The 26,126-nt window shown below is 60.3% G+C and carries 23 protein-coding genes, 1 tRNA gene and 1 pseudogene; 9 read left to right on the top strand and 16 right to left on the bottom strand.

Going from position 1 to position 26,126, the window contains the following annotated elements; genetic code table 11:
* The 4 genes from LC094_RS11920 to LC094_RS11905 all read right to left on the bottom strand — a co-directional run bounded on the left by LC094_RS11920 (window position 1) and on the right by LC094_RS11905 (window position 3,370).
* The gene (locus LC094_RS11920; RefSeq protein ID WP_226553021.1) at window positions 1-1,359 is read right to left on the bottom strand and encodes an MATE family efflux transporter; all 1,359 of its coding nucleotides are present in this window, start codon (window positions 1,357-1,359) and stop codon (window positions 1-3) included.
* Between the two features lie 113 nt (window positions 1,360-1,472).
* Complete coding sequence (locus LC094_RS11915) at window positions 1,473-1,973, bottom strand: lipocalin family protein (RefSeq protein ID WP_226553020.1); 501 nt, start codon at window positions 1,971-1,973, stop codon at window positions 1,473-1,475.
* Entirely contained in the window at window positions 1,961-2,314 is a 354-nt protein-coding gene (locus LC094_RS11910; protein WP_226553019.1) for a hypothetical protein, read from the bottom strand. The genes LC094_RS11915 and LC094_RS11910 overlap by 13 nt, the downstream gene beginning before the upstream one ends.
* Window positions 2,315-2,326: 12 nt before the next feature.
* On the bottom strand, window positions 2,327-3,370 hold the full coding sequence (locus tag LC094_RS11905; RefSeq protein ID WP_226553018.1) for an aldo/keto reductase: 1,044 nt from the start codon (window positions 3,368-3,370) through the stop codon (window positions 2,327-2,329).
* Window positions 3,371-3,563: 193 nt separating this feature from the next.
* Here LC094_RS11905 and metG point away from each other — a divergent pair, with 193 nt between their 5' ends.
* Window positions 3,564-5,282 carry a methionine--tRNA ligase gene (metG, locus tag LC094_RS11900; protein ID WP_226553017.1) on the top strand — a complete coding sequence of 573 codons (1,719 nt, stop codon included), beginning with the start codon at window positions 3,564-3,566 and terminating at the stop codon, window positions 5,280-5,282.
* A gap of 77 nt (window positions 5,283-5,359) precedes the next feature.
* Here the strand turns inward: metG and LC094_RS11895 are convergent, their stop codons facing one another.
* The 3 genes from LC094_RS11895 to LC094_RS11885 all read right to left on the bottom strand — a co-directional run bounded on the left by LC094_RS11895 (window position 5,360) and on the right by LC094_RS11885 (window position 7,234).
* Entirely contained in the window at window positions 5,360-6,184 is an 825-nt protein-coding gene (locus LC094_RS11895; protein WP_226553016.1) for a glycosyltransferase, read from the bottom strand.
* Between the two features lie 33 nt (window positions 6,185-6,217).
* Window positions 6,218-6,305: transfer RNA gene (locus tag LC094_RS11890), tRNA-Leu, on the bottom strand.
* A gap of 119 nt (window positions 6,306-6,424) precedes the next feature.
* Window positions 6,425-7,234, bottom strand: a complete 810-nt coding sequence (locus LC094_RS11885) for a glycosyl hydrolase (protein ID WP_226553015.1) — start codon at window positions 7,232-7,234, stop codon at window positions 6,425-6,427.
* 255 nt (window positions 7,235-7,489) lie between these two features.
* Between LC094_RS11885 and LC094_RS11880 the strand changes: the two genes are divergently transcribed.
* Window positions 7,490-8,233: a rhomboid family intramembrane serine protease gene (locus LC094_RS11880; RefSeq protein ID WP_226553014.1), complete on the top strand. Its 744-nt coding sequence runs from the start codon at window positions 7,490-7,492 to the stop codon at window positions 8,231-8,233.
* Between the two features lie 29 nt (window positions 8,234-8,262).
* Here LC094_RS11880 and LC094_RS11875 read toward each other — a convergent pair whose 3' ends face one another.
* Together LC094_RS11875 and LC094_RS11870 are read right to left on the bottom strand one after the other, a co-directional pair.
* Complete coding sequence (locus LC094_RS11875; RefSeq protein ID WP_226553013.1) at window positions 8,263-8,400, bottom strand: hypothetical protein; 138 nt, start codon at window positions 8,398-8,400, stop codon at window positions 8,263-8,265.
* 150 nt (window positions 8,401-8,550) lie between these two features.
* On the bottom strand, window positions 8,551-9,339 hold the full coding sequence (locus LC094_RS11870; RefSeq protein WP_226553012.1) for an inositol monophosphatase family protein: 789 nt from the start codon (window positions 9,337-9,339) through the stop codon (window positions 8,551-8,553).
* A gap of 226 nt (window positions 9,340-9,565) precedes the next feature.
* On the opposite strand from LC094_RS11870, the gene LC094_RS11865 reads away from it, so the two are divergent.
* Window positions 9,566-9,919 carry a DUF1428 domain-containing protein gene (locus LC094_RS11865; RefSeq protein ID WP_226553011.1) on the top strand — a complete coding sequence of 118 codons (354 nt, stop codon included), beginning with the start codon at window positions 9,566-9,568 and terminating at the stop codon, window positions 9,917-9,919.
* Here LC094_RS11865 and LC094_RS11860 read toward each other — a convergent pair whose 3' ends face one another.
* On the bottom strand, window positions 9,920-10,825 hold the full coding sequence (locus tag LC094_RS11860) for a LysR family transcriptional regulator (protein WP_226553010.1): 906 nt from the start codon (window positions 10,823-10,825) through the stop codon (window positions 9,920-9,922).
* A gap of 92 nt (window positions 10,826-10,917) precedes the next feature.
* Between LC094_RS11860 and metF the strand changes: the two genes are divergently transcribed.
* On the top strand, window positions 10,918-11,751 hold the full coding sequence (metF, locus tag LC094_RS11855; RefSeq protein WP_226553009.1) for a methylenetetrahydrofolate reductase [NAD(P)H]: 834 nt from the start codon (window positions 10,918-10,920) through the stop codon (window positions 11,749-11,751).
* Here the strand turns inward: metF and LC094_RS11850 are convergent.
* Both LC094_RS11850 and LC094_RS11845 read right to left on the bottom strand, forming a co-directional pair.
* Entirely contained in the window at window positions 11,748-12,809 is a 1,062-nt protein-coding gene (locus tag LC094_RS11850) for a DUF2235 domain-containing protein (RefSeq protein WP_226553008.1), read from the bottom strand. The genes metF and LC094_RS11850 overlap by 4 nt on opposite strands.
* Window positions 12,810-12,910: 101 nt before the next feature.
* The gene (locus tag LC094_RS11845; RefSeq protein ID WP_226553007.1) at window positions 12,911-14,053 is read right to left on the bottom strand and encodes a type III PLP-dependent enzyme; all 1,143 of its coding nucleotides are present in this window, start codon (window positions 14,051-14,053) and stop codon (window positions 12,911-12,913) included.
* A gap of 298 nt (window positions 14,054-14,351) precedes the next feature.
* Here LC094_RS11845 and LC094_RS11840 point away from each other — a divergent pair, with 298 nt between their 5' ends.
* Entirely contained in the window at window positions 14,352-14,783 is a 432-nt protein-coding gene (locus LC094_RS11840) for an Lrp/AsnC family transcriptional regulator (RefSeq protein ID WP_226553006.1), read from the top strand.
* Between the two features lie 18 nt (window positions 14,784-14,801).
* On the opposite strand, the gene LC094_RS11835 is transcribed toward LC094_RS11840, so the two are convergent.
* On the bottom strand, window positions 14,802-15,953 hold the full coding sequence (locus tag LC094_RS11835) for a serine hydrolase domain-containing protein (RefSeq protein WP_226553005.1): 1,152 nt from the start codon (window positions 15,951-15,953) through the stop codon (window positions 14,802-14,804).
* Between the two features lie 189 nt (window positions 15,954-16,142).
* On the opposite strand from LC094_RS11835, the gene LC094_RS11830 reads away from it, so the two are divergent.
* A complete protein-coding gene (locus LC094_RS11830) occupies window positions 16,143-19,280 on the top strand; it encodes a valine--tRNA ligase (RefSeq protein ID WP_226553004.1) in 3,138 nt (1,045 codons plus the stop codon).
* Between the two features lie 86 nt (window positions 19,281-19,366).
* Here LC094_RS11830 and LC094_RS11825 read toward each other — a convergent pair whose 3' ends face one another.
* Complete coding sequence (locus LC094_RS11825) at window positions 19,367-20,149, bottom strand: crotonase/enoyl-CoA hydratase family protein (protein WP_226553003.1); 783 nt, start codon at window positions 20,147-20,149, stop codon at window positions 19,367-19,369.
* Between the two features lie 99 nt (window positions 20,150-20,248).
* Between LC094_RS11825 and LC094_RS11820 the strand changes: the two genes are divergently transcribed.
* Window positions 20,249-21,352 (top strand): pyridoxal phosphate-dependent aminotransferase, encoded by a 1,104-nt coding sequence (locus tag LC094_RS11820; protein WP_226553002.1) that lies wholly within the window; start codon window positions 20,249-20,251, stop codon window positions 21,350-21,352.
* Between the two features lie 163 nt (window positions 21,353-21,515).
* On the opposite strand, the gene LC094_RS11815 is transcribed toward LC094_RS11820, so the two are convergent.
* Complete coding sequence (locus LC094_RS11815) at window positions 21,516-22,715, bottom strand: pyridoxal-phosphate-dependent aminotransferase family protein (RefSeq protein ID WP_226553001.1); 1,200 nt, start codon at window positions 22,713-22,715, stop codon at window positions 21,516-21,518.
* Window positions 22,716-22,868: 153 nt separating this feature from the next.
* Here LC094_RS11815 and LC094_RS11810 point away from each other — a divergent pair, with 153 nt between their 5' ends.
* Window positions 22,869-23,573: a phosphatase domain-containing protein gene (locus LC094_RS11810; protein WP_226553000.1), complete on the top strand. Its 705-nt coding sequence runs from the start codon at window positions 22,869-22,871 to the stop codon at window positions 23,571-23,573.
* Window positions 23,570-25,546, top strand: coding sequence for an ABC transporter ATP-binding protein (locus LC094_RS11805; protein ID WP_404814998.1), 1,977 nt, complete (start codon window positions 23,570-23,572; stop codon window positions 25,544-25,546). Before LC094_RS11810 ends, LC094_RS11805 begins: the two co-directional genes overlap by 4 nt.
* Here LC094_RS11805 and LC094_RS11800 read toward each other — a convergent pair.
* A pseudogene (locus LC094_RS11800) lies at window positions 25,473-26,090 on the bottom strand (glycosyltransferase); the annotation flags it as partial. The gene LC094_RS11805 and the pseudogene LC094_RS11800 sit on opposite strands and share 74 nt — an antisense overlap.
* Window positions 26,091-26,126 lie beyond the last annotated feature (36 nt).

Genomic DNA, 26,126 nt, shown 5'->3' with positions numbered 1-26,126 from the left:
TTACGCGGCCTGCGACAGCCGTGCTTTTTGCGCCCAAAAACGATAGCTCATCATCACCCAAGCCGCAGTCAGACCGAACAAAAAGCCCATCCAGACGCCCTCTGCGCCCCACCCCAGCACGAAGCCAAAGATGTAGCCCGCAGGCATGCCGAGCAGCCAATAGCTGATGGCGGCAAGCCACATCGGCACAGCCGTGTCATGCAGACCACGGAGCAAGGAAAGCGCCACGACCTGACCACCGTCAGAGAATTGCATCGCCGCCGCAAAGAAGATCAGCACGCCGCCAATGGCCAGAACCTCGTCGCGCGCGGGCTCATCCGGGGCGATGAACAACCCGATCAGAAGATCCGGCAGCAACAGAAACAGCGCCGCAGACAGCGCCGCCATGATCAGCGACAGCACGACGACGACCAAAGCACCCTTGCGCATATCGGCCTCGTCGCCGCGCCCCATGGCGTTGCCCACGCGGATCGTCCCGGCCTGCGACAGGCCGATCTGGGTCATAAAGGCAATCGCGGTGAGTTGCAGCACGATCCCATGGGCCGCAAGTGTCGCGGTGCCGATCCAGCCCATCATCAGGGCTGCGGCATTGAAGAGGCCAACCTCAGACAGGGAGGTGATGCCAATCGGCACGCCCATCTTGAACACAGTGGCAAACATCGCCCAATCGGGCTTGAACGGGTTGCGGAACAGATCGTTCTCCGGCGTCGCCTTGGCGGCATAGATCGCCAGCACCACGAGCATCGCGAAGTTGACGATCAAGGAGGCAATGGCCGAGCCCATAACGCCCAATTCCGGCGCGCCCAGATTGCCGAAAATGAACATGTAGTTCAGACCAGCATTCAGGATCACCGCGCCGATCACCGCGAACAACACCACACGGGTGCGTTCGAGCGCAGAGAAATAGCTGCGGAAGACCGCGACGATCAGCGCGGGGATCATCTCGATCCCGGCGATGGCCAGATAGGGGCGGGCTTGGGCCGCGATATGCGGCTGTTGGCCCAACGCCATGAGAATATCGTCGGAAAACCCAAAGATCGGATAGATCAACACGGCGGCCAGGACCGACAGCCAGATCGCCATCCGGGTCGCGCGGCGCACCGTGGTGCTGTCGCCCTGCCCCGAGGCAGTGGCGACCAGAGGCATCACCGCAAAGGCAAAGCCCGCCAATAGAATAAAGAGGATGAACCAAGACCCCGAGGCCAGAACAAGCGCGGCCAGCTCATCGAGACCGTACCACCCCATCATGATCACATCGGTCATATGGACCGCAAATTGCGCGATTTGACTGCCCGCCAAAGGCAGCCCCAACACCAAAATCTTTTTGGCGTGCTCAAGATATGTGCGTTCCATTTTCATGGCACGGCCTATAGGCGGGATTTTTCAAACCGCCTAGTCAAAAATTTTGCATCCCCCCATCACCATCTGTGAAGGGGGGATTTCCGCTCATATCTTAGGGGCTTACCCGGCGTTTAGCGACGCCGCGCCGGACGCAACTGCCCGACATCATAGCCATTCCATTCAAGAATGCCCTCGACCGCCTGTTTGCGATCTGGCGGCAGGCTCAGATCCCGCGACAGCACATGCGCGGGGCCCGATGGGTAGCCGATCACCGCAGTGTGGTATTCCGCATCGACCCAGAGCACCCAGATCTCATCGCCTTTGAACGCATAGCGCCCCGGTCCCACCTTGCGTGCCAGCCCGCTCTTGGGCCGACCATCGGCACAGGGGCCTTCGGTCACCATCAGATCACCGGACTTCTGCGCCGTGAATGTCACCGCCCCGATGACACAAGATTTGCCCTCCGGCACGAAGGCCGCAACCTCATACCAACGCCCGGAAAACCGCACCGGATCGAGCGCGGCGATGGAGGACATCGAGGCGTCAGAATTGCGCGTGACAGGCCCCGAGGCCTGCGGTGCCAGACAGCCTGACAGAACGACAAGAGACAAAGCCGCGATCAATCCACGCACAGGCTCACCCTGCGCCCTTCGGCGTCCAGCATCTCGTTACAGCCGAAGAGCGGCGTGATCGGCGCGCAGCTTTGCGACCGCGCGAGACAGTTGCCCGTCGAGCAATCCGTCGACTTTGTGCAGCGCTGGCCCGCATCCTTCGGCGTCACGAAACAGGTCATGAAGCCGCCAAGCCCGCCGGGCTGAAACTTGCCCCCGCGCGCCTCACAGGCCGTCTTCTGGGTCTCGACCGCATGGGGATCAAACCCCGCAAGCCCGTACCCCGGCGAGGTTTCGGTCTCCTCGCCCTGACAGGCCGCAAGGCTCACACTGACCAACAGGCCCAACAAAATTCGACGCATCACGCAAGGTCCTCAGAACGGCATCGCATGCAGTTTGTGCAGCTTTTCGATCTCTTTCAACAGCTCTTCTGACAAAGTCACATCACGGGCGTCGAGAGATTTCTCAAGCTGATCGACAGAGGTCGCGCCGATGATCGGCATACAGTCGAAGGGCCGCGTCAGCGTCCAAGCCACCGCCAGCGTCGCCGGATCGAACCCATGCTCTGCCGCCAGCGCCACATAGGCGCGCTCCGCCGGCCAGACCCGCTCGCTTTTGATCCGCCCTCCGAGATCGCCGATGATATCCATCCGCGAGCCTTTCGGCACCACCGTGCCGCCCTCGTATTTGCCGGTCAAAAGCCCGGCGGCAAGCGGCGAATAGGCCAAAAGCGTGACATCCTCATGCACCGCCAGCTCCGCCAGATCGGTGTCATAGAGACGGCACATCAGAGAATATTCGTTCTGGATCGACTGCATCCGCGGCGCGCCCATCTCATCGGCCAGTTTGAGCCACATCGCCATGCCCCAAGCACTTTCATTCGAGGTGCCGAATTCACGCACTTTGCCCTTTTTCTGCAGCGCCCCCATGACTTCGAGAACGCCGCGCATATTGTCCTCGATCTCGGCCTTCGAGGGCTGTTTCTCCGGGTTGAAATGCCAGTTCTGGCGAAAGGCATAAGAGCCGCGGTTGGGCCAGTGGAACTGATAGAGATCGACATAATCGGTTTTCAGCCGCTTGAGGCTCTCGTCCAGTCGCGCCTCAAGGTTCGAGGCCTGAATGCCCTCTTCGTTGATGCTCCCCGGCCCGGCGATTTTCGACGCAATCACCCAGTCCTCGCGCCCGCCACGCGCGGCAAAATACTGCCCGATGATCTCTTCGGTATCGCCAGCGGTCTCTTTGCGTACGGGGTTCACCGGGTACATTTCGGCGGTGTCGATGAAATTGACGCCGACCTCTTTGGCACGATCGATTTGGGCGTGACCTTCGGCTTCGGTGTTCTGGCTGCCCCACGTCATGGAGCCGAGGCAAATCTCAGACACCAAGAGGTCACTGCGACCGATTTTGCGCATTTTCATGAAAGGATCCTGTCTCTTTGTGAGTTGCGCCTACACTAGCTTTGCCGCGCCGCAGAGCAACCCCGAGAGCACAGGTTTTTCCGCACAGCCAGGGCCTCACTTGGTCAGGAAACCCTATGCCCTCTGGCCCTTTGCGCATAAGCGCGATAGGAAAGCCTCAAGACATATGTAAACCGACCGGACCACTCTCCTCATGGCACGCACCCTCATCACCTCCGCCCTGCCCTATATCAACGGCATCAAGCACCTCGGCAATCTCGTCGGCTCTCAGTTGCCCGCAGATCTCTATGCCCGCTACCGTCGGGCGCGCGGCGATGAGGTTCTGTTTCTCTGCGCCACGGATGAACATGGCACCCCCGCCGAGATCGCGGCACAAAAGGCCGGCAAGCCGGTGGCGGAATATTGCACCGAACTGCATGACATTCAGGCCGAGATTGCCGCCGGGTTCCGGCTGTCCTTTGACCATTTCGGGCGCTCTTCGTCGCAACCTAACCACGCGCTGACCCAGCACCTCGCGACCAAGCTTTATGAGGCAGGTCTGATCGAAGTCGTTGAAGAAACGCAGATTTATTCGGAGACCGACGGGCGGTTCCTGCCGGATCGCTATATCGAGGGCACCTGCCCGAACTGCGGTTACGATTCCGCGCGCGGCGATCAGTGCGACAATTGCACGAAACAGCTCGACCCCACCGATCTCATCGAGCCGCATTCGACGATTTCGGGTGCAACCGATCTGGAACAGCGCGTCACCAAGCACCTCTACCTGAAACAATCGGGCATGCGCGATGCGCTCAATGAGTGGATCGACAGCAAGGCGGATTGGCCGGTGCTCACCACCTCGATTGCCAAGAAATGGCTGAACGACGGCGACGGGTTGCAAGACCGCGGCATCACCCGCGACCTGAGCTGGGGCGTGCCGGTGCAATTCGACGGCGCGCCTTGGGAGGGCATGGACGGCAAGGTGTTCTACGTCTGGTTCGACGCTCCCATCGAATACATCGCCTGTGGCGCCGAATGGGCCGCGAAACAGGGGCTGGACGATGAGGCTTGGGAACGCTGGTGGCGCACGGACAAAGGTGCGGACGATGTTCGATATGTGCAATTCATGGGCAAGGACAACGTGCCCTTCCACACGCTGTCCTTCCCGGTCACCATGCTGGGCGCGGGCGAACCGTGGAAGATGGTCGATTACATCAAAAGCTTCAACTATCTGAACTATGACGGCGGGCAATTCTCCACCTCGCGCGGGCGTGGCGTGTTCATGGACCAAGCACTTTCGATCCTGCCGGCGGACTACTGGCGCTGGTGGCTGTTGAGCCATGCCCCCGAAAGCTCGGACTCGGAATTCACCTGGGAAAATTTCCAGCAATCCGTGAACAAAGACCTTGCCGACGTGCTCGGCAACTTCGTCTCTCGCATCACCAAATTCTGCCGTTCGAAATTCTCCGAGGCCGTCCCCGAAGGGGGTGAGTACGGAGAACAAGAAGTCGCATTGATTGCCGATCTGACCGCAAAAGTTTCGGAATATCAGAGCCATATGGACGCTATCGACGTGCGCAAAGGCGCCAACGCATTGCGGGCCATCTGGGTCGCGGGCAACGAATACCTGCAATCCGCAGCGCCTTGGTCGACCTTCAAAGAAGACCCGGAGAAAGCAGCGGCGCAGGTGCGTCTGGGCCTCAACCTGATCGGCCTCTACGCACGTCTTTCCGCCCCCTTCATTCCGGACACGGCAGGCAAGCTGCAAACCGCTCTGGCGCTGCCGGATCTCGATTGGCCGGAAGACGTGGCGGGTGCCTTGGATACCCTCAAACCGGGCCATAGCTTTGTCGTGCCAGACAATCTTTTCGCCAAGATCGACGATGAACAGCGCGAGGACTGGCAGGAAAAATTCGCCGGCACCCGAAGCTGAGGCGCATCGGCCTGAATGTTCGAATAAGACAATAAAAGCCCTCCCCTGCGCGGAGGGCTTTTTACTGGCCGAATGCTCTATTCGGGCGCCAATTCCGCAATTCCGTTCCGCGCGCGCGTCTCGCCGGATTTGCGCAGGGCCAGAATGTAATCGCGGTTCTCGCGTTTGACCTTCGGATCTGCATAGGAGCGCCCGTGATCGAGGTGATAAGCGGGTGCCGTATAGCGGACGTGCCGCCCATGAATGCCCGCATTGCGCAGGCGCACGCCAATCTCCTTGTCGAGCCCGCCATAGGACATATTGCCCTCGAACCCGTTGACCCGCACCACATCCTCGCGCCAAACCGAGGCGCAGGCGCCCTGGAAATTCGGCGACACCGGCGAGAGCCGGTCAAACAGCGCCATGACAGACGGAGGGAACGGCATGGATTTCAGCCATTGAGAGCGCCCTTTCGGGGTCCACCCGGCCAAACGCCCCCCCGCCCATTCGTAGCTCTGCGCCTGCAAAAGCCGCCCGGTCAGATCGGCATCGAGGCGGATCAGCGATCCGGTGAGGTATCGCCCCCGCGCCGCGCAGGCCAGATGCCGCCGCAGCGCACCCGGATGCAGGATCACGTCATCATCGAGAAACACCAGATAGTCGCAGGTTGAGCTGGCAATCGCCCGGTTGAGTGCGATGGATTTGCGAAAACCTTGATCTTCATGCCACGAACGCCGCAGCACCAGATCGGGATAAGCGTCACGAAACCCCTCGATCACAGGCGCGATCCGGGCATCGGACCCGTCATCCGCAAGACAAATCGCGCTCGGACGCTGGCTTTGCTCTGCAAGGCTCTTGAGACACAGGCGCAGATAATCCGGCTTGTTATAGGTCGCGATGATGACTTCGGATGTGAACTCCACGGGGCATCCTTTTTGCTCAAACGCCGTCAAAGGTGGTACCCGCGGCCGGACTCGAACCGGCACGGCCAGTTACGGCCTAAGGATTTTAAGTCCTCTGTGTCTACCATTCCACCACGCGGGCCTGTTTCTGATCAGCTGCGCCACGGTCGCACCAGGACGCACCAAGAAACATGTCAGGGCAGACAGTTACAGGATGTACCGGCGGTTACAAGTCGATTTCCGACCAGATTGCAGGCAAGTTCACTCGCTGTTCGACGCCACGCGACGTGCCCCGATGCGGCTGAGCGTCCGGTCGAACGCCACGCCCACAGGGGTGGGTTGCAGAGTGTTGGAGACCAGATTGATCTGCGGCTTGGCACCGCCATAGGGGTAAGGATTGGCCGCAAACCAAGCGTGGCGCTCGACAAAGGGCAAGCGCTCCATCATCAGGATCGCGGCTTCGGCAAAGGCGGCGTTTTGGGCGTAGCTCACGCCACGCACGTTTTGCCAATCGATAAAGGCGAATTCCGTGACCCAGATCGGGCGCTTGTATTCGGCATGCACTTTACGGAGCCACGTCTCAAAGGCTTTCACATTGCCGTTGGTCGAATAGTAATGCACCGCCATGAAATCGACGCGCAGGCCTTTGGCCTCGGCCTGGGCCATAAACCGCCCCTGCCACGAGGATGCGCCGAGCGTCTGGCCTTGGGTCACCGCCGGGCTACCGAGGCGCAGGCCCCGCGCTTCGAGTTTCGGCCAGAGCGCGACAGCCTGCTCGACGGAGAGATTGCTGCCTTCGCTTTTGCGCGAATCCGGCTCATTAAAGGCCAAGAGCGCCCGCACCGGCAGGTCGGAGACGATTTTCTTGTTCACGTCAGAGGCGTCGCGGATCATCGGCACGAATTCGACCGAGCGCCGCGACCGATTTTGCGACCACATCTGCGTCGGGCGCCAAGTGTAATACCAGTCGAGCGCGGGCGCCTCTTCGATCCAGCGCAGCATGGAATTGCTGGAGTTTTCCCAAGCACCAACACCGGCCTTATCCGCGAAAACACCAGTGGGCATGAGCATAAGGGCCGCCAATATGAAGAGATTGCGCATCGAAGCCTCGTCGTTTTTTGCGAGGCTATAAAGGGCCAGCGTCCTCAGTGGGGCGAGAATGTGGCAATGCGCGGACATTTGGCGCGATCTTGCCTTGATCTGTGTGCGACACGCGGGCGATTGCCGAGACCCGCCTGGGATCGCAAAACATCACCTTGCCGTGCTTGTGCAGATGCGGCATAGGGTTTCGCTTGACCTCTCGCCGCAGACGCCCACATTGGCGATATGTTCCCGATCCGCGACCATAATCCGTCCCGCCGCCCCGCCTTTGTCACCTATGCGTTGATCGCGGTGAACATCGCGGTGTTCATGGCCATGCTGCCCAGCTACGGCAACGAGCGTGCGCTGTTGCAGATCTATTCGGACTGGGCGCTTTTGCCCGCGCGGATCAGCCATGGCGACGGCTATTACACGTTTTTCACCTCCATGTTCATGCATGGCGGCATCCTGCATATCGCAGGCAACATGTTGTTTTTGTGGGTCTTTGGCGACAATCTCGAAGATGAGATGGGGCATCTGCGCTATCTCGGGTTTTATCTGATCTGCGGCATCGCGGCGGGTCTCGCGCAATATCTGGCCGACCCCGGCTCGCGCGTGCCTATGGTGGGCGCCTCGGGCGCGATCGCGGGCGTCATGGGCGGCTATCTTTTGCTGTTCCCCAAGGCGCGCGTCGATGTCCTGTTCATTTTCATCATCTTTTTCAAAGTCTTCCCCATGCCCGCCTGGATCATGCTGGGGCTTTGGTTCGGCCTACAGGTTTTCGCAGAAATGGGATCGACCGGCGCAGGTGGCGTCGCGCATTTGGCGCATATCGGCGGCTTTATCGCAGGGGTAATCGTAACCTACCCGATGTGGAAGCGTCTGGGGGGCACAGCATTCTGGTCACGCACGCGTGGCCATCCAACTCATGCCGAAGCCCGCTACCGGTTCGCACAAAGCACAATACCGACCGTCCGCAGACGTCGGTGAGACTGGGCTATTTGAGAGACAATCGGCTCTTACGCGCCGCCCCAGACCACATTGACCAATGCGATACAAAGACCCACGGCGGCAGAAGTGAGCACGCCCCAATCCACTGTGACAGCCCCGTCGTCATTGCTGCGAAATTTCCGCCCAGAGATTTTCATCGCGTCCATCACATTCATCCCTCCGATACCAGGTTCATCTATCCGCCCCACAAGTGCCGAAACTGAGGCGAAATGCGTACAAATGAAAGGTGGGGACAGAAAACGCCGCCCGAAGGCGGCGCGTCACATGTGATGTTTGATCAGCCAGTCAGAGGCGTCTCAGGCGGAACGGATCACCGCTGCGAAACGCTCGAACAGCGCCTCGTTGCCACAAATCACTTCACCGCTGTCGACCGGATTGTCCTCCGGGTGGAGCGCCTCGACGAAACCGCCGGCCTCTTTCACCAAAAGCACGCCTGCAGCCATATCCCAAGCATTGAGGCGACGTTCCCAGAACCCATCGTAACGCCCCGCCGCCACATAGGCGAGATCGAGCGCGGCAGAACCCCAACGACGCACACCGGCGGTGGCGGGCAAAAGCCGGGCCAGATCGCGCAGGGTTTCCGGCAGATCGGCACGACCGCCAAACGGCAGGCCGGTGGCAAAGATCGACTCGATCATCTTGGTGCGACCGGACACACGGATGCGCATGTCGTTCATCCAGGCGCCATTGCCTTTTTCCGCCCAGAACAGCTCGCCCTTGGCCGGGTCGAAGACAACACCGGAGACGATCTCGCCTTTGTGCTCCAGCGCGATGGACACCGCCCAATGCGGCAGACCGTGCAGAAAGTTCGTCGTGCCATCGAGGGGATCGACGATCCAACGACGCGTCGGGTCCTTGCCCTCGACGGATTTGCTTTCTTCGCCGGTCCAACCGTAGTTCGGACGCGCCTCCATCAGCATGTCGCGGATGATCTCTTCGGCGCGGATGTCGGCCTTGGACACAAAATCGCCCGCGCCTTTCGAAGACACCTGAAGGTTCTCGACCTCGCGGAAGTCTTTCACCAGCGAACGACCTGCGGCGCGCGCAGCTTTGATCATGACGTTGAGATTGGCACTGCCTTGCATGGGTCCGGGCTCCGGGGCGTAGATGTGTAAGATGTTCAGACCGGGCGTATACGCCGCCAAACCCAGTCTGCCAAGGGTTTGCGGGCAAAGAAATGTGCTGATGCGGTTTTGCGACGCCCCTATTTTCCGCCGATCCCATTCGAGACGCCAGAAAACGGTCGAATTTCAGCACAGCCGTGGTACCGTTCAGCGGTAACACTAACGAGTACTCAAGCTGAGGTTCACCATGTCCTATTTCCAGATCGCCGTCATCCCCGTGCCCACGGCCCACCGTGATCAGTATAAAACCGTGGCCGAAACCATGGCGCCGCTCTTTATGGAATACGGTGCGCTGCAATTGTTCGAAGGCTGGGGCAGCATGGTGCCGCCGGGCGAGGTGACCTCCCTGCCCATGGCGGTTCAACTGAAGGAGGATGAGACCGTGGTGGTGTCCTTCATCGAATGGCCCGATGCGGAGAAAGCCATGGCCTGTATGGAAGCGATGGAAACCGACCCGCGCTTTGCCGAGATGGGGGCAGACATGCCGTTCGATGGGAAACGCATGATTTTCGGCACCTTTGAGACGATGCTGAAACGCTGATCACAGGCCTCTGAGCTTCGCCGCCTCGGCTTTCGCGATGCGCAGCACATCGGTCATATAGGGTTTCTCCAGATCGGTGTCGCGCACGGCGGCATACATCGTGCGCTTGACGCCTTTGGCGGTCAGCGGGCGCACGGCGTAATCCGGCATGTTGCGAATGTCGCGCATCACCCAATCGGGCAGCACCGCCACGCCGCGTCCGGCGGCGACCAGCATCAGGATCACATCCGTCAACTCGACCTTACGCTGTTGCAACGGCTCAACCCCCGCCGGGATCAGCAAGTTTTTGAACACATCGAGCCGCGTGCGGTCCATCGGATAGGTGATCAACGTCTGATCGCGGAAATCCTCCGCCTCGACATAGGCCTTTTGCGTCAGCGGCGATTTCGACGACATCGCGCACATGGGCGCGTAATCAAACAGCGGCACAAAGGTGATGCCGTGGATGTTTTCGGGGTCGGACGAGATGACGAAATCCACCTCCTCGCGCTCCAGCGCCGGAAGTGCGCCGAAGGCCAGGCGTTGGCGAATGTCGATGTCGACCTCGGGCCAGGCCTCGCGGAACTGATGCAGCACCGGAAAGAGCCAGTCGAAACAGGCGTGGCACTCCATCGCGATGTGAAGCCGCCCCAAGGTGCCCGCCTCGATGCCGCGAAACTCGTCTTCGAGCGCTTCGACCTTGGGCAGCACATCTTCGGCCAAGGCCAAGAGCCGCATCCCCGCCGCCGAGAGCTTGAGCGGTTTCGAGCGCCGCACGAAGAGCTCCACCCCCGCCTGATCCTCCAGCCCCTTGACCTGGTGGCTGAGCGCGGATTGCGTAATGTTCAAACGCTCGGCCGCACGCGCCAAACCGCCCTCCTGATAGATGGCCTTGATCGTCCGCAGGTGGCGAAATTCGAGATGCATCTTGAGTAGCGCTCATGTTGTTCTTGAGAATTATGAATTTGTCTCACATGGCGAGGCATGACACAAGACGGCAAAAGACCAAGGATAAGATCATGACCAAAGCGCCCAATATCTCTTTCGAATTCTTCCCGCCGAAGAATATCCAGGCCTGTTTCAGCCTGTTCGAAACCGTCGAGGCGTTTCAGGGCATGGACCCGACATTTGTCTCCGTGACCTATGGCGCAGGTGGCACCACGCGGGAGTTGACCCATGATGCGGTCTCTCTGCTCAACAAGGAATACGGCTGGAACGTCGCCGCCCACCTGACCTGCGTGAACGCCACCAAGGAAGAAACCCTTGCGATTGCAAAGAGTTACAAAGAGGTTGGCGTGAATGAAATCGTCGCACTTCGGGGCGATCCGCCGAAAGGTGCGGGCAAGTTCACCCCCGCTGAGGGCGGCTTTGCCAACTCTGTCGAGCTGATCACAGCCCTGAAAGAGACCGGTGATTTCAAAATCCGCGTCGGCGCCTACCCGGACCCGCACCCGGAGGCCGCAGATGAGAATGCCGATGTCTCCTGGCTGAAACAGAAATTCGAGGCGGGGGCCGATTCCGCCATCACGCAGTTCTTCTTTGAGCCGGAAAACTTTTTCCGCTTCCGCGACCGGTGTGATCGCGCGGGCATCACCGGGCAATTGATCCCCGGCATCCTGCCGATCACCGGCTGGAAAGGCATCCAGAGATTCGCCGCCTCCTGCGGCACGCCGATCCCGATCAGCTATGAGGCGGCCTTTGAACACTCATCGGACCACCATCAGCTCTCCATCGATCTCTGCACCAAGCTTTGCGAAAAGCTTTTGGCCGAGGGCATCGAGGATTTGCATTTCTATACACTGAACCGCCCGACCCTGACCAAAGCGGTCTGCGCCAATCTGGGCGTGATTTAAGGCGCGATCTCTGACTTCAAAGCCGGGTGCAGGATCTCTGACGGGTCCTGCCCCACCACACGCCTGTCACGCAGCCAAAAGAACTTGCCCCAGCCGCGATTGAGACCGATCGACGGCCCATGCGGGTCCGCCAGATAGCGCATCCGCCAGCCGTCCGGCAGCTCAAGCCCCGCCTGCTCAGCCTTGTCGAGCATCCAGACCAGCGCCGCGTTCGAAAGCCGCCGCTCCGGGTTATAGCCCGACAATTGTCCGCCGACATCGCCATGGGTGCCGGGGAACCACATCTGCTGCAACACCTGTTTGCGCCCATTGAACACAGGCGGAGCATCGGGGCTGTCGAACAGCACCGGCGCATAGGCGCGGCGGCGTTCGTGATAGGCTAGCGCGTGATAGACCGCTTTGACACAGCGCGCGGGTTCTTGGTTGTGAAACTCGTGAAATACCGAAGAATAGCGCCAAACCAAGGGCATATGCAGGCCCAGCGCCGCAACCGTGTCCCAGACGCCTAAGAATTCGATCTCGACCTTGTCGTGGCAATGGGTCTCTTTAAACGCCTGCGCCGCGCGGGCGTGGGGCGCCATTTGATAGTGCCGGTAGGCGTCGCGGATGTTGCGCTCGGTCGCCTCTTCGGCGCGCAAAAGCCCGATCATATCGATGAATCCCGACAGCGAGCGCACCGCATAGGCGCCGCGCGAATAGCCGAAGAGGTAAATCTTGTCGCCGGGGCGGTAACGTGACGCGAGCGCGCCGTAGACACGCCGGATTTGCTGATTGATGCCGCGCCCCTCGATCACATCGCGCGTGTCGCGCCAATCGACCCACTGGATGCCGGCCTCATAACGCACCAGCATATTGGCCCCCTGCGCCGCCTCGGAACAGAGCTTATAGGCCAGCCCCGCGTTGGTCTCCAACCCCGGCTGCAAGGACGACAAAGTGCCATCCATCAAGATCACATGGCTCAGCGGCCCACGCGAATGATGCCCGCCGGAGGTGCGGACGCGTTTGCGGAATTTGAACAAAGGGCCAAGACGGCCAATCAGGCTTTTTCTCTCTTCCATTCCGGAGAGTTACCATAGAATCGCTAAAAATCCCCTCCCCGGTTTTCGAGGAGGGGTTTCGCATGAGGAACGACTCTCAGGCGTATCTCAGAAAGACCCGATCACAAATGACGGTGCACGGTTTCCACGGTGATCTGACCGAAGCCGTTGAACTTCGTCGCGGTCGCCAAGGAGTAGGCGCCGAGGCCGTAGAAAATCACGTGATCTTCCTCTTCCATCGTCACCGGGAAAGCCAGCTCGGACGGCAGTTTGTCGAGGCTGTCGCAGGTCGGGCCAAACACCGTGCGGTTCACGGTCTCGCCCTCGCGTTTGACGCCTTGCGGGCCGAACACGCCGATGCGGTCGATCACACCGACGAGGTGCAGCTCGGACAGACCGCCGTAGACGCCATCGTTCAGGAACACATGGGCATCGTCACGGATCGCTTTAACGCGGGTCACGAGGCTATAGCTTTCGGCCACAAGACCACGGCCCGGCTCACAGACCAGCGCCGGCATGTCGTCGCCAAAGGCCTCACGCGCCACACGACCGATGAGGTCGAAGGTCGGCTCGAGTTGCGGCACGACTTCGTTCAAACGGTGAGACGGGAAACCGCCGCCCACGTTCAGACGCGCGATTTTGACATCGGCCATGCGAGCGATCTCGGCGGCGGCACGGATGTATTTGTCCCATGCGTGCGGATCGGTGCATTGCGTGCCCGGGTGGAAGGTCAAGGACGGCGTGAAGCCGAGCTGAGAGGCAAGCGTCAGAAGCTCGGCGGCCAGCTCAACGGTCGCACCGAATTTGGCGCCAAAGTTGTAGGCCGCGCCTTCGACCGGCAGTTTGAAGCGCACGGAAATCTCGACACCGTCCGCAGGCACCAATTCGCCAAGCTTCACCAGCTCGGAGTGGCTGTCCACGGAGTAGGATTTCACGCCCATTTTGACGGCGTGCAGGATCTCGGTGCGCGACCGGACCGGGTTGTTGTAATGCATGGCGGCACCCGGCGCGATGCGGGCAATGGTGTCCATCTCGACGGGCGAGGCCACGTCGAACCCTTTGACGCCAGCGGCGACGAGGTTGGCGAGCACGCCTTCATCCGGGTTGGATTTGACCGCATAGGTCACAAGCCCGGGAAATCCTTTGAGAAAACGACGCGCGGTCGCTTGCAGGATCGAGGGAGAGAAGAACAGCACCGGATGCTCGGGAGCATGAGTGCGCAGGAATTCGCTGGGCGTTGCCCAGATGGTTTTAGAGAGCCCCATTGGTGTCGTCCTTTACCAACAGAGCGCAGCCACATCTTGCCCGGGAAAAGTCCGGTTGGGATTGCGCTTACGCGGTGAATCCGAACCAGGCCAGGTGCAGGTCGTCCGGGGTCTCCCGGGGGTCTCGACCGCCCTTTGATCCTGTAAATCAATGATCGCTATATGCGTGTTGATTTTGCCGTTCGAAAGGGTAAAATCATGCGGAATGCCGGTCATTCTGACGAAATGATCGGTCAAATTGACATGGCGCAGATTTGACGGGCTGTCCGGCCCGCCTCCTGCGCCTTGGGAGACGATTATGGACGATCTCGACAACAAGATTCTGATGGCACTGGCCGCCGATTCCTCGACCTCCGTGTCGCGACTCGCGCGCCGGTTCAAAGTGGCGCGTTCGACCGTGCAGGCGCGCCTTGAGCGGTTGGAGACCACGGGCATCATCGCGGGCTATACGATCAAACTTGGCGATGTGGCGCTGGCACGGCGGATCAAGGCGACGGTGCTCATCCAGGTCGAACCCCGCACCTCGGCCTCGGTGGTGACGAAACTCAAGGCATTGCCGGAGGTGGAGATGGTCGCGACCTCGACCGGGCGTGTCGATCTGATCGCGCAAATCTCCTGCGAGACAACAGAAGAGATCGACCAGACCCTCGATCAGATCAATGGCATCACCGGCGTGCAGGACATCGAAAGCCTCATCCATCTCTCGGTGAAATTCGACCGCTCCATTTGATCGCACTTTGAACGTCGATCAGTGGCGCGGTGCGGCAGGCGTGTTTTGCATGGGATGCAGGCGCGCGTCACGCATCTGTTGCGACCGGATACGCCCCGCCACCTCTTCGACGCCACGCATGGCAAACACCAACCCGCGCGCCGGATCATTGAGTTGATTGACCGTCCCCGCCACATAGACCCCCTCATCGGGCGCATAGAAACAGACCGAGCCCCGACCGATATGCCCGATCAGACGTGGCGGCGCACGGAACAGGTCCATGAGGCAATAGCGCAACCGATAGGGCACGGTCATCCACCAGGGCAACTGCATATGCATCAGCCCCGCGCCATATTCCGCCGAAAACACGATGGGCCGCCAGCTATAAAGCCGCGGCAAGACCCGTTTGTCGAAGAGATAGCCCTCGAAAAAGCCACGCGCGAAGACCATGGACTCGCGCGAGGTCGTCACGATGCCGCCATCGGCCTGAAACGACGCCAGAGTGCGCGGCACATGGATTTCGCGGCTCCGCGACATCGGGTCTACGGGCCGATGATCGGAGGGATCGCAATAGACATAAGTGGCCCGAAGCCCGAGCCGGTCCGCAATGCGGGTTTGCACGGCGCGGGCAAAGCTCATGCCCTCGATCTCTTCGATCACACGCCCGAGGATGTGAAAATTCGTGTCGGTGTAACTGGCCCGCGTGCCCTCTCCCGGTGCGAAAACAGCGCCGTGCGAGCGGGCACGCAGCAACACATCCTCGAACCCCCAGGAGCTATCGACCCCCTCGGCGACCTGATGCTTGAGCGCACGCGCCTGATATTTCAGAAGAAAATAATCGCCAAATCCGGAGGTGTGCGACATCAGATGCTTGATCGTGACCTGATCGGTACGATCCACGCCCTCTTTCACGTGCAAATCCAGAAACGGCGTCCGATCCCCGATGTAACGCAGAAAAGGCGCATCGAGGTCGATTTTCTCCTCTTCGCAGAGCTGCAAGAGGATCGCCGTCACAAAGAGTTTGGTCACCCCCGTCGCAAAATAGGGCGTGCGTTTGTCCAACGCGCCGCCGCCGACATGGGTTTCCCGCCCGGTTTCGCGATCATAAAGCGACAAGGCCACGCCATTATGCCAGGCACTGCGGCTCATCCGGTCGGCCAGTCTCTCTAGACGCGATGGCGTCCCGCTCATGGGGCTCTCCTCTCTTCTTCCGAGGAGCTGTTTGCACGACAGCCGTTAACATCAGGTCAAATTTCGCCCGCCTGCGACGCTTTCTCGCCGCCGCCCCTCCGGTCTTTCGCCCTTTTCCTTCATCCGCGCACAGGCTAAACATCCCGGGACGAAAAGAACCGAACGAAATCCGACTGAGCGAGACATAAAATGGCGATGGAAAAGACATTCGACGCACATGAGGCGGAAGCCCGCATCTATGCGGAATGGGAAAAGGCGGGCGCCTTCAAGGCCGGGGCCAACAAGAGCCGCGACGAGACCTTTACCATCATGATCCCGCCGCCCAACGTCACGGGCGCTTTGCACGTCGGACACGCGTTCAACAACACCATTCAGGATATTTTGGTGCGCTGGCACCGGATGCGCGGCTTTGACACACTCTGGCAGCCGGGTCAGGACCATGCGGGCATCGCCACGCAGTTGATGGTTGAAAAAGAGCTTGCCAAAACCGGCCAGCCGTCGCGTGCCGAATTGGGCCGCGACGCCTTCATCGAGAAGGTTTGGGAGTGGAAGGGCAAATACGGCGCCACGATCATCAACCAGCTCAAACGTCTTGGGTCGTCGTGCGACTGGTCGCGCAACGCTTTCACCATGGCCGGCGCGCCGGGTGATCCGCGCATCGGCCATGAAAACAGCCCGAATTTCCATGACGCCGTGATCAAGGTCTTTGTCGACATGTACGACAAGGGCTTGATTTATCGCGGCAAACGGCTTGTGAACTGGGACCCGCATTTCGAAACAGCGATCTCCGATCTCGAAGTCGAGAACATCGAAGTTGCGGGCCATATGTGGCACTTCAAATACCCGCTCGCGGGTGGTGAGACCTACACCTATGTGGAGAAGGACGAGGACGGCAATGTCATCGTCGAAGAGGAGCGCGACTACATTTCCATCGCCACGACGCGCCCCGAAACCATGCTGGGCGACGGTGCCGTCGCAGTGCACCCGGATGATGAACGCTATGCGCCCATCGTCGGCAAGCTCTGCGAAATCCCGGTCGGCCCGAAAGAGCATCGCCGCCTGATCCCGATCATCACCGACGACTACCCGGATATGAATTTCGGCTCCGGTGCAGTGAAAATCACCGGTGCGCATGATTTCAACGACTATCAGGTCGCGAAACGTGGCAACTTGCCGATGTACCGCCTGATGGACACCAAAGGCGCGATGCGCGCCGACGGGTTGTCCTATGAGGACAGCGCCCTTCTGGCCGCGGAAATCCTCGCGGGCAAACCGTTTACCGAGGCCGAAGTCGACACGATCAACCTTGTGCCGGATCACCTGCGTGGTCTCGACCGCTTCGAGGCGCGCAAGGCCGTTGTGTCCGAGATCAACGGTGAAGGCCTCGCCGTGATGACCACGGTGACCAAGAAGGTCAAAGACGAGGACGGCAATGAGTCCGAGGTGACCGAGACCGTCCCCTATGTCGAAGACAAACCGATCATGCAGCCTTTCGGCGACCGCTCCAAAGTCGTGATCGAGCCGATGCTGACCGATCAATGGTATGTGGACGCCGAGAAAGTTGTCGGCCCCGCGCTGGACGCTGTGCGCTCTGGCCGCACAAAAATCATGCCGGAAAGCGGCGAGAAGACCTACTACCACTGGCTCGAGAACATCGAACCCTGGTGTATTTCGCGTCAGCTCTGGTGGGGGCATCAGATCCCTGTCTGGTACGGCCTCGATCTCTCCGCGCCGAACTTCAAAGACGACGAGGGCGATGGCGCTTTGGATGAGGTCGAACTCATGCGACTTCTGACGGAGGGCGGCATGTTGCACGCCGGTTCCGTCCACCACTGCGCGTCGGACTTCGACGCCGTGCATGCGAAATTCTTCGCTGATATGGACAACCTGCCGACGCCGCTGAACCACTGCCGCGTCATTGAGGTCGCAGATCGCCAAGCAGGCATCGAAGCCTTCGCCGAAGGCCTCGCGCAATATAACGTCACCCAGGACCCGACCAAACTGGTCTACCCGGTGTGGCGTGACCCGGACGTTCTCGACACCTGGTTCTCTTCCGGCCTCTGGCCGATCGGCACGCTGGGCTGGCCGAATTGGGACGAGAGCACGTCGAAATATTTCCCGACCGATGTCTTGGTCACGGGCTTTGACATCCTGTTCTTCTGGGTCGCCCGGATGATGATGATGCAACTTGCCGTGGTGGACGAAATCCCGTTCCACACCATCTATTTGCACCAGCTCGTCCGCGACGAGAAGGGCAAGAAGATGTCGAAAACCACCGGCAACGTCATCGACCCGCTGGAGATCATCGACGAATACGGCGCCGATGCGCTGCGCTTTACCAATGCCTCCATGGCCTCCATCGGTGGTGTGCTCAAACTCTCCGTCGACCGCATCAAAGGCTACCGGAACTTCACCACAAAGATCTGGAACGCCGCGCGCTTTGCCGAGATGAACGAGGTGTTTGAGGCCTATGAGCCGGGTGTCATCCCGACGCCCAGCGCGACCGTCAACAAATGGATCATCGGCGAAACCGCCAAGGTGCTCTCTGAGGTCAACACCGCCTTCGAGGAATACCGGTTTAACGATGCAGCCAATGCGCTCTATGCCTTTGTCTGGGGCAAGCTCTGTGACTGGTATGTCGAACTGTCGAAGCCGCTGTTTTACGATGGCGATGAGGCGACCAAGGCCGAGACCCGTCAGACCATGGGCTGGGTCCTCGATCAGGCACTCGTCATGCTGCACCCGATCATGCCCTTCATCACCGAAGAGCTTTGGGGCACGATCAAACCGGGTCGTGGCATGCTTGCGCTCACCGATTGGCCGGAGCTGTCCTCCGATCTGATTGACGCGGAGGCCGATGCGGAAATGAACTGGGTGATCGACCTGATCGAGAGCATCCGGTCCTCGCGCGCCGAGGTCCACGTCCCTGCGGGTCTCAAAATCCCGATGGTGCAGGTCGAGCTGAACGAGGCGGGCAAAACCGCCTGGGCCAACAACGAAGCGATGATCATGAAACTCGCCCGCCTCGACAGCCTCTCCGAAGGTGCAATGCCGAAAGGCGCGATCACCATTTCTGTGGCGGGCGGCACCTTCGCCCTACCCCTCGAAGGCGTGATCGACATCGCCGAGGAAAAGGCGCGTCTGGAAAAAGCTTTGGGCAAATTGGCCAAAGAGCTGGGCGGTCTGCGCGGTCGGCTGAACAACCCGAAATTCGTGGACAGCGCGCCCGAAGAGGTCGTCGCCGAGGCGCAGGAAAACCTCGCCGCCCGCGAAGAGGAAGAGGGCAAACTCAAGGCCGCACTCGCGCGCCTCTCCGAGATCGCCTGATCTTTTTCTTGGTCAAAATACTCATGAAAGGCTCGCCACACCGGCGGGCCTTTTGAGTATTTAGAGCAGCAAAGGAAACACGGGGCTCAGTCGTATTTGGCCGCGCGGCCCTGCATCTGTGCCATGACGCTTTCCATCTGATCTTTCGTGCCGATCAACGCCCGCTGTGCGCGGCTTTCCTCCATGAGGACATGCGCACGATCCTGCGAGGTTTCCGCCGTGTCGATCAACCGCTTGGCGGCGCGCATAGCAGAGGGGCTTTTGCTGGCGATGGTGGTGGCGATCTCCAAGGCGCGCCTGTGCGCGTCTTCGGCCACTTCGGTGACGAGGCCCAGTTCTGCCGCGCGGTCGGCAGGGACGATGTCATTGGTATAGGTCAGCAGCCGCAGCACATCTGATCTCAGCACGCGCGGGAAAAGTATCATCCCGCCCATGTCCGGGATCAGCCCCCATTTCATCTCCATGATCGACAGGTGAGCTTCGGGGGACGCGACACGCATGTCGGCGGCAATGGCCAACTGCATGCCCGCGCCGAAACAGGGACCGTTGATCGCGGCAATCACCGGGATCGGCAGATCGTAGAGTGCGAGAGAGAAGGCCTGAAACGCGTTCGCGTCGCCATGGGTGCGCTCCATCACGAGTTGATCCAGATCTTCGGCCAGGAAGCGTTGGAAATTCGAAGTATCAAGCCCGGCGCAAAAGGCCTTGCCCGCGCCCGAAAGCAAAACGACACGAGCGTTTGAGGAGGCAATCGCCGCCACATGCGCCAGAAGATCAACAATCATGCCTTCGGTCACCGCGTTCATCTTGTCGGGGCGATTGAGGGTCAGATGGGCGATGTGGTCTTTGATCTCGAGCATGACGGTCATGGCGGGTCCTCCTGCGCCCACATTATCAACACGCGCAAATCCGTCATGTCTGACGTTGCGGCGCTTGCGCGCCCCCGCGCTTTGGGGCAGGAAGCCGGTATGACAGACACACGCCAAACCCCGCTCGCCCAATCCCTGCCCGCCACCGTGCCTTTCGTCGCGCCAGAGCGCATGGAAGAGCTGCGTGGCACGGCTTTCGACGCCCGTCTGGGCGCCAATGAGCTGTCCTTTGGCCCCTCTCCGAAGGCCTTGGAGGCGATGGCCGACAGTCTGAGCGGTGTCTGGAAATATGGCGAACCGGAAAATCGCAATTTGCGACTGGCTTTGGCCGCGCACCATGGCATTGACGCAGATGAGATCACCGTCGGCGAAGGCATCGACGGCCTTCTGGGCAACCTTGTCCGGCTCTATGTCGGTCCGGGCGATGCGGTGGTCACCTCGGCGGGCTCTTATCCGACGTTCAACTACCATGTCGCGGGCTTTGGCGGCGTGCTGCACACCGTGCCATATAAGGGCGACTTTGAGGACCCCGAGGCGCTGATTGCCAAGGCAAAAGAGGTCGGCGCCAAGCTGGTTTACTTGTCCAATCCGAACAATCCGATGGGATCTGTGCATCGGGCGGAAACCGTGCAGGCGATGATTGACGCCGTGCCAGAGGGCTGTCTGATGATCTTGGACGAGGCCTATACCGAGTTCGCACCGGAGAGCACCCGCCCAGCGCTCGACACTTCGAACGCCCGTGTGATCCGCTTTCGCACCTTTTCAAAGGCTTATGGCATGGCAGGCGCCCGTGTCGGCTATGGCATTGCGCATCGTGACATCGCCATGAGCTTTGACAAAATCCGCAACCATTTCGGCGTGAACCGGATGGCGCAGGCAGGGGCTTTGGCGGCGCTTGAGGATCAGGCCTATCTGGCTGAGACCAACGAAAAGGTGACACAGGGCCGCGAAAGACTTGCACAAATCGCACAATCGGCAGGTTTGACACCACTGCCGTCGGCGACGAATTTCGTCACGATGGATTGCGGCCGCGATGGCGAGTATGCGCGGGCGCTGGTCAAGGCACTCGATGCCCGTGGCGTCTTTGTCCGCATGCCCGGCGTGGCGCCCTTGGATCGCTGCATCCGCGTCTCTGTCGGGCTGCCCGAAGAGATCGAGATTTTCGCGGAGCGTCTGCCTCTGGCGCTTGCGGATTTGGACTAACGCCCCAGACTTTGCACCACGCCCCCTCGCCTCGCATTAAGGTTAATCTGATTAAGGTTAACGCATGGGAGAGAGGTCGAAGCCCTGCGCCTCACATGCTGGAAGGCCTGATCACAGCAGAAGAAAAAGGGGCCCGAAGGCCCCTCTAGATCACAAGTGAAGATCACACTCGGCTGGCCAAGAGCTTGGCCGCTGCAACAGAGCCGCCTTCGCCATGCGGAATATCGAGCGCCGTAAACCCTGTTTCCATCGCGCCAATGATGCCCAGCACCATATGCGCATTAATATGGCCCATGTGACCGATGCGGAAATAGCCGTCAGCCTCGGGCGAGCCGATGTCGCCAAAGCCCAAAGAAATCCCCAAGGTGATCCCGAGATGCTCGGTCAGCCATGAGCGCAACCGCGTGCCGTCGCCAGCGCCGAGGCTCAGCGTCGACACCGCATGCGAGCGGTAAGCCGGATCGGCGATGTTAAAGCGCAGCTCACCGCCCTGCCCCCAGGTCTCGATGGCGGCCCAATAGGCCCGCGCCAGCGTTTCATGCCGCGCCCAGACGTTTTCCAGACCTTCGTCCAAGATCATTGTGACGGCCTGACGCAGACCATACAGGTGATGCGTCGGCGGCGTGCCGTCGAAATATTCGTAGAGATGCACCGGCTTGGCCCGCGTTTCCCAGTCCCAATAGGGCGTGCGCAGATCATTGCCCATCCCCTCCTGACGGGCCTTCTCCGAGAACCAGACAAACCCCATGCCCGGAGGCGTCATCAGCCCCTTTTGCGACGCCGCGATCATCACATCGACGCCCCAGGCGTCCATTTTGAACCGGTCACAGCCAAGAGACGCAATGGAATCGACCCCAAAGACAGCAGGGTGCCCGGCGGCGTCGATGGCCTTGCGGATCGAGGCGATGTCGTTGCGCACGGAGGTCGCGGTGTCCACATGGGTGGCGAGCACCACCTTGATCTCATGTGCGGTATCGGCCTTCAAAGCCGCTTCGAGGCGGGCGGGATCGACCGGGGCCTGTTTGCCGAAGTCGAGAATTTCCACATTGGCGCCCAGACGCGCCGCGACATCGGCCCAGCCGTGGCCGAAATTGCCGGTCACACAGACCAGAACCTTGTCCCCGCGCGAAATCATATTGGTGAGAGAGGCTTCCCAAAGGCCATGACCATTGGTGATATAAAGCGCCACATGGCCAGAGGTCCCGGCGATGGTCTTGAGATCGGGGATCAGACCGTGGGTCAGCTCCACCAACTCGCCGGTGTAAATGTTCGGCGCCGGGCGATGCATGGCCTGCAACACGGGATCGGGGATCACGGAAGGTCCCGGAATGGCGAGATAATGACGGCCGTTGGCAAGAGACATGAGAAACCTCGAAAATCTGTGAAGCTCTTTCGACTAACGCCGGGCCACGCCTGCGTCAATTGCATCTGATGGCACATCGGTCTTGCAGGGATGACACCTGCCCCGCCTCGCTTGCTCCAATGTCCAAAGACGGCTAAAGAGACGCGATCTTTCATGGGAATGGACCGGATGTTCAAAACGCTGAAAAAAGGGTTCAAGAAACTTGAACGCGCAGAGGTCGGTCAGTTCGGCAATGACGTCACGACCCCGCGCACCCGGCGTCTGGCGATGTGGCATTTCCACTTGTTCGACCATGCGTTTCTGCGTGGGCTCTGGACAAATCTCTATGAATTTGCCCCCGGCGCATGGCGTTCGAACCAGCCCTCGCCGCGTCGGATCGCCCAATATGCCAAGATGGGGATCAAAACGGTGCTGTCGCTCAGAGGCGACAAGGATGTGTCTTATACCTTGCTCGAAAAGCAGGCTTGCGAAGCGCATGGTCTCAATCTTGTCATCACGCAAAAGGCGGGCGCCCGCAATGCGCTTAAAGGCGCGGATTATGTCGAACAGATCGACATTCTGGCCTCGCTCGAAAAACCCTTTGTGATCCATTGCAAATCCGGTGCTGACCGGGCTGGCATGGCGGCGGCGCTTTATCTCATGCATTGTGAAGGGGCCTCGATCGAAGAGGCAAAAAAAATGCTGTCCTGGCGTTTCATGCATCTCAAAAGCACGAAAACCGGCATTCTCGATTACATCCTGCGGCTTTATGAAAAAGACGTGGAAGAAAACGGGCCGATCCCGATCCGTGACTGGTTCCTGACCCGTTACGACCGAGAAAAAGCCCGCAGGTTCAAGACAATGCGATCCTTCCCATGACAGAGCCAAAGCACACGCCTCCCCCGTCCACCGCCCCCACCACGGACGCCACGAAACCGAAAGGGCGCGGGTTGCAACACATCCCGGAGACGCCGTCGAAAGTGCTGATCCGCTGGATGTGGCGGGACTATCTTAGCTCTCATATCGGTCTGGTGATCATCGCCCTCATCCTCATGTCGATCGAGGGCGCCATGTTGGGGGTCTTCGCCTCCCTGATCGAACCGATGTTCGACAAGGTGCTGGTGGCAGGCGAATCCAACGCCCTCTTTTGGGTCGCTTTCGCGGTCTTCGGCGTCTTTTCCTTGCGCGCTCTGGCCTCCTTTGGTCAGCGTGTGCTCATGTCGCGGGTCGGGCAAAAGGTCTCGGCCAAACTTCAGGGCAATCTGGTCGCGCATATGCTGACACTCGACGGGCGGTTCTTTCAGGACAACCCGCCGGGCACGCTGATCGAACGCACCCGCGGCGACAGCGGTGCGGCGGCGGGTGTATGGAGCACGGTGCTTTCCGCCGCCTTCCGCGATGTCATCATGCTGGTCTCGCTACTGGCTGTGGCGATCTCTGTCGATTGGCGCTGGACCCTGATCGCAGTGGCAGGCGCGCCGCTTTTGGCCGTTCCTGTCACTGTGCTGCAAAACCTCGTGCGCCGGACAACGCGCCGCGCCCGGGCCGCCTCTGCCCGCGTTTCGACCCGTTTGGATGAGATTTTCCACGGCGCAACGACGATCAAACTCTCCGGCACAGAACGCCGTGAGGCGGATCGGTTCGAGGATGAAATCTCCGATCTGGTGAGCGCGCAGATTCGCTCTGACGCCGGTCAGGCAGGCATTCCCGCGCTGATGGACTTGGTCGCAGGGCTCGGCTTTTTCGGGGTGCTTCTCTACGGCGGGCAACAGATCATCGACGGCACGAAGACCGTCGGCGAATTCATGTCGTTTTTCACCGCCATGGCCGTTGTCTTCGAACCCCTGCGCCGTCTCGGCAATGTCTCCGGCTCATGGCAGGCGGCGCGCGCCTCTTTGGAGCGCATCTACGCCATTTTCAACGAACGCCCGGACATCACCAGCCCCGCGAAGCCCGTTTCCCTGCCCGTGCCGGCCTCAAAGGCCGACATCCGGTTCGAGAATGTGGAATTCGCTTATGCCGACTCGCCCGTGTTGCGCGGCACGACCTTTACCGCCGAAGCGGGCAAGACCACCGCGCTTGTGGGCGCGTCTGGTGCCGGGAAATCGACGCTGTTCCATTTGATGACGCGCCTCGCGGATCCGATCAAAGGCCAGATCAACATTGGCGGTGTGCCGACCACGAAACTGGGCCTGACGGATTTGCGCGGGCTCTATTCCGTGGTCTCGCAAGATGCGCTTTTGTTCGACGAAAGCCTGCGGGACAACGTGCTCATGGGCACTGAAGTCGATGACGCACGCCTGAAAGCCGCGCTCAAAGCCGCCCATGTCGAGGATTTCGCCAGCCGTCTGGACCATGGTCTCGACACGCCCGTGGGACCGCGCGGATCGGGCCTCTCGGGCGGCCAGCGTCAGCGTGTCGCCATCGCCCGCGCCGTGTTGCGCAACCGGCCTGTGTTGCTCTTGGACGAAGCCACCTCGGCGCTCGATGCGCAATCCGAGAAAATCGTGCAGAACGCGCTCGAAGAGCTGTCGAAAGGCCGCACCACTTTGGTGATCGCCCACCGGCTCTCGACCATTCGTAACGCCGACAAGATCGTGGTGATGGACAAAGGCCGCGTGGTGGACGAAGGCACCCATGATGAATTGCTCGCGCGCGGCGGTCTCTATGCCGATCTCTATCGCCTGCAATATGCCGACGGGCGCACCGTTATGGACGGTAGCCCCGTGCGAGGCGCTCTGGGGCGGCCCCGCAACGATAGCGCAGAAGACGCCAAAGGTTCCGGCCTCCTTGCCGCCACCAGCCGGATGTTTGGTAACGTGATGGGTCTGTTTGGACGCGCAAAGGACTAAGCGCGATCCTGCCCTTGAGGCGGCGGGCGATATCGACGTCTTCCATCAAAGGCAGCTCGGCAAAGCCGCCGATCTCGTCGTAAAGCTCGCGCGAGATCAACAGCGCCTGATCGCCATAGGGCAGATCGAACAGCTTCGTGCGCAGATTGGCCCAGCCTGCGGTCATTTTCGGCCCCGCGCCTTGGGCGTCGCGAAACGACAGCCGGTAGACCAGCGCGCGGTCATAGGATTTCGCGAGATGCTGCACGGTCGCCTCGGCCCAGCCCTCCGGCATCCAGGTGTCGGCATGGAGAAACAGCAACCAATCGCCTTGGGCCGCCTCTGCGCCACGTTTGAGCTGCGCGCCGCGTCCGGGCGCACCGATCACCAACTCGGCACCCACGAAATCCGCCATCTTCTCCACCCCATCGGTGGAGCCGCCATCCGTCAGGATCAGCTCGCGCACCAGCCCGGCATCCAGCCCCTCCATCAGAGACAGCATCGTCTCCCGCAACTTTGGCGTCGCGTTCAGCGTCGGGATGATGACAGAAATTGGTGCGCGCATAGGCCCCCCGGCAGAGTTGCAGCTTCTCTTGGCTTC

This window comes from Celeribacter naphthalenivorans (assembly GCF_020524585.1).
Lineage (GTDB): Bacteria > Pseudomonadota > Alphaproteobacteria > Rhodobacterales > Rhodobacteraceae > Celeribacter > Celeribacter naphthalenivorans.
This window is presented reverse-complemented; position numbering and strand designations above follow the sequence as displayed.

Excerpts from the sequence above, each read along its gene's own strand:
- LC094_RS11910 (WP_226553019.1), bottom strand. The coding sequence starts at position 2,314 with ATGCGTCGAATTTTGTTGGGCCTGTTGGTCAGTGTGAGCCTTGCGGCC.
- LC094_RS11825 (WP_226553003.1), bottom strand. The coding sequence starts at position 20,149 with ATGACCGTCATGCTCGAGATCAAAGACCACATCGCCCATCTGACCCTC.
- LC094_RS11805 (WP_404814998.1), top strand. The coding sequence starts at position 23,570 with ATGACAGAGCCAAAGCACACGCCTCCCCCGTCCACCGCCCCCACCACG.
- LC094_RS11885 (WP_226553015.1), bottom strand. The coding sequence starts at position 7,234 with ATGCTCATGCCCACTGGTGTTTTCGCGGATAAGGCCGGTGTTGGTGCT.
- LC094_RS11875 (WP_226553013.1), bottom strand. The coding sequence starts at position 8,400 with ATGGACGCGATGAAAATCTCTGGGCGGAAATTTCGCAGCAATGACGAC.
- LC094_RS11860 (WP_226553010.1), bottom strand. The coding sequence starts at position 10,825 with ATGCATCTCGAATTTCGCCACCTGCGGACGATCAAGGCCATCTATCAG.
- LC094_RS11850 (WP_226553008.1), bottom strand. The coding sequence starts at position 12,809 with ATGGAAGAGAGAAAAAGCCTGATTGGCCGTCTTGGCCCTTTGTTCAAA.
- metF (WP_226553009.1), top strand. The coding sequence starts at position 10,918 with ATGACCAAAGCGCCCAATATCTCTTTCGAATTCTTCCCGCCGAAGAAT.
- LC094_RS11880 (WP_226553014.1), top strand. The coding sequence starts at position 7,490 with ATGTTCCCGATCCGCGACCATAATCCGTCCCGCCGCCCCGCCTTTGTC.
- LC094_RS11920 (WP_226553021.1), bottom strand. The coding sequence starts at position 1,359 with ATGAAAATGGAACGCACATATCTTGAGCACGCCAAAAAGATTTTGGTG.
- LC094_RS11815 (WP_226553001.1), bottom strand. The coding sequence starts at position 22,715 with ATGTCTCTTGCCAACGGCCGTCATTATCTCGCCATTCCGGGACCTTCC.
- LC094_RS11845 (WP_226553007.1), bottom strand. The coding sequence starts at position 14,053 with ATGGGGCTCTCTAAAACCATCTGGGCAACGCCCAGCGAATTCCTGCGC.
- LC094_RS11820 (WP_226553002.1), top strand. The coding sequence starts at position 20,249 with ATGACAGACACACGCCAAACCCCGCTCGCCCAATCCCTGCCCGCCACC.
- metG (WP_226553017.1), top strand. The coding sequence starts at position 3,564 with ATGGCACGCACCCTCATCACCTCCGCCCTGCCCTATATCAACGGCATC.
- LC094_RS11810 (WP_226553000.1), top strand. The coding sequence starts at position 22,869 with ATGGGAATGGACCGGATGTTCAAAACGCTGAAAAAAGGGTTCAAGAAA.
- LC094_RS11865 (WP_226553011.1), top strand. The coding sequence starts at position 9,566 with ATGTCCTATTTCCAGATCGCCGTCATCCCCGTGCCCACGGCCCACCGT.
- LC094_RS11830 (WP_226553004.1), top strand. The coding sequence starts at position 16,143 with ATGGCGATGGAAAAGACATTCGACGCACATGAGGCGGAAGCCCGCATC.
- LC094_RS11835 (WP_226553005.1), bottom strand. The coding sequence starts at position 15,953 with ATGAGCGGGACGCCATCGCGTCTAGAGAGACTGGCCGACCGGATGAGC.
- LC094_RS11905 (WP_226553018.1), bottom strand. The coding sequence starts at position 3,370 with ATGAAAATGCGCAAAATCGGTCGCAGTGACCTCTTGGTGTCTGAGATT.
- LC094_RS11840 (WP_226553006.1), top strand. The coding sequence starts at position 14,352 with ATGGACGATCTCGACAACAAGATTCTGATGGCACTGGCCGCCGATTCC.
- LC094_RS11870 (WP_226553012.1), bottom strand. The coding sequence starts at position 9,339 with ATGCAAGGCAGTGCCAATCTCAACGTCATGATCAAAGCTGCGCGCGCC.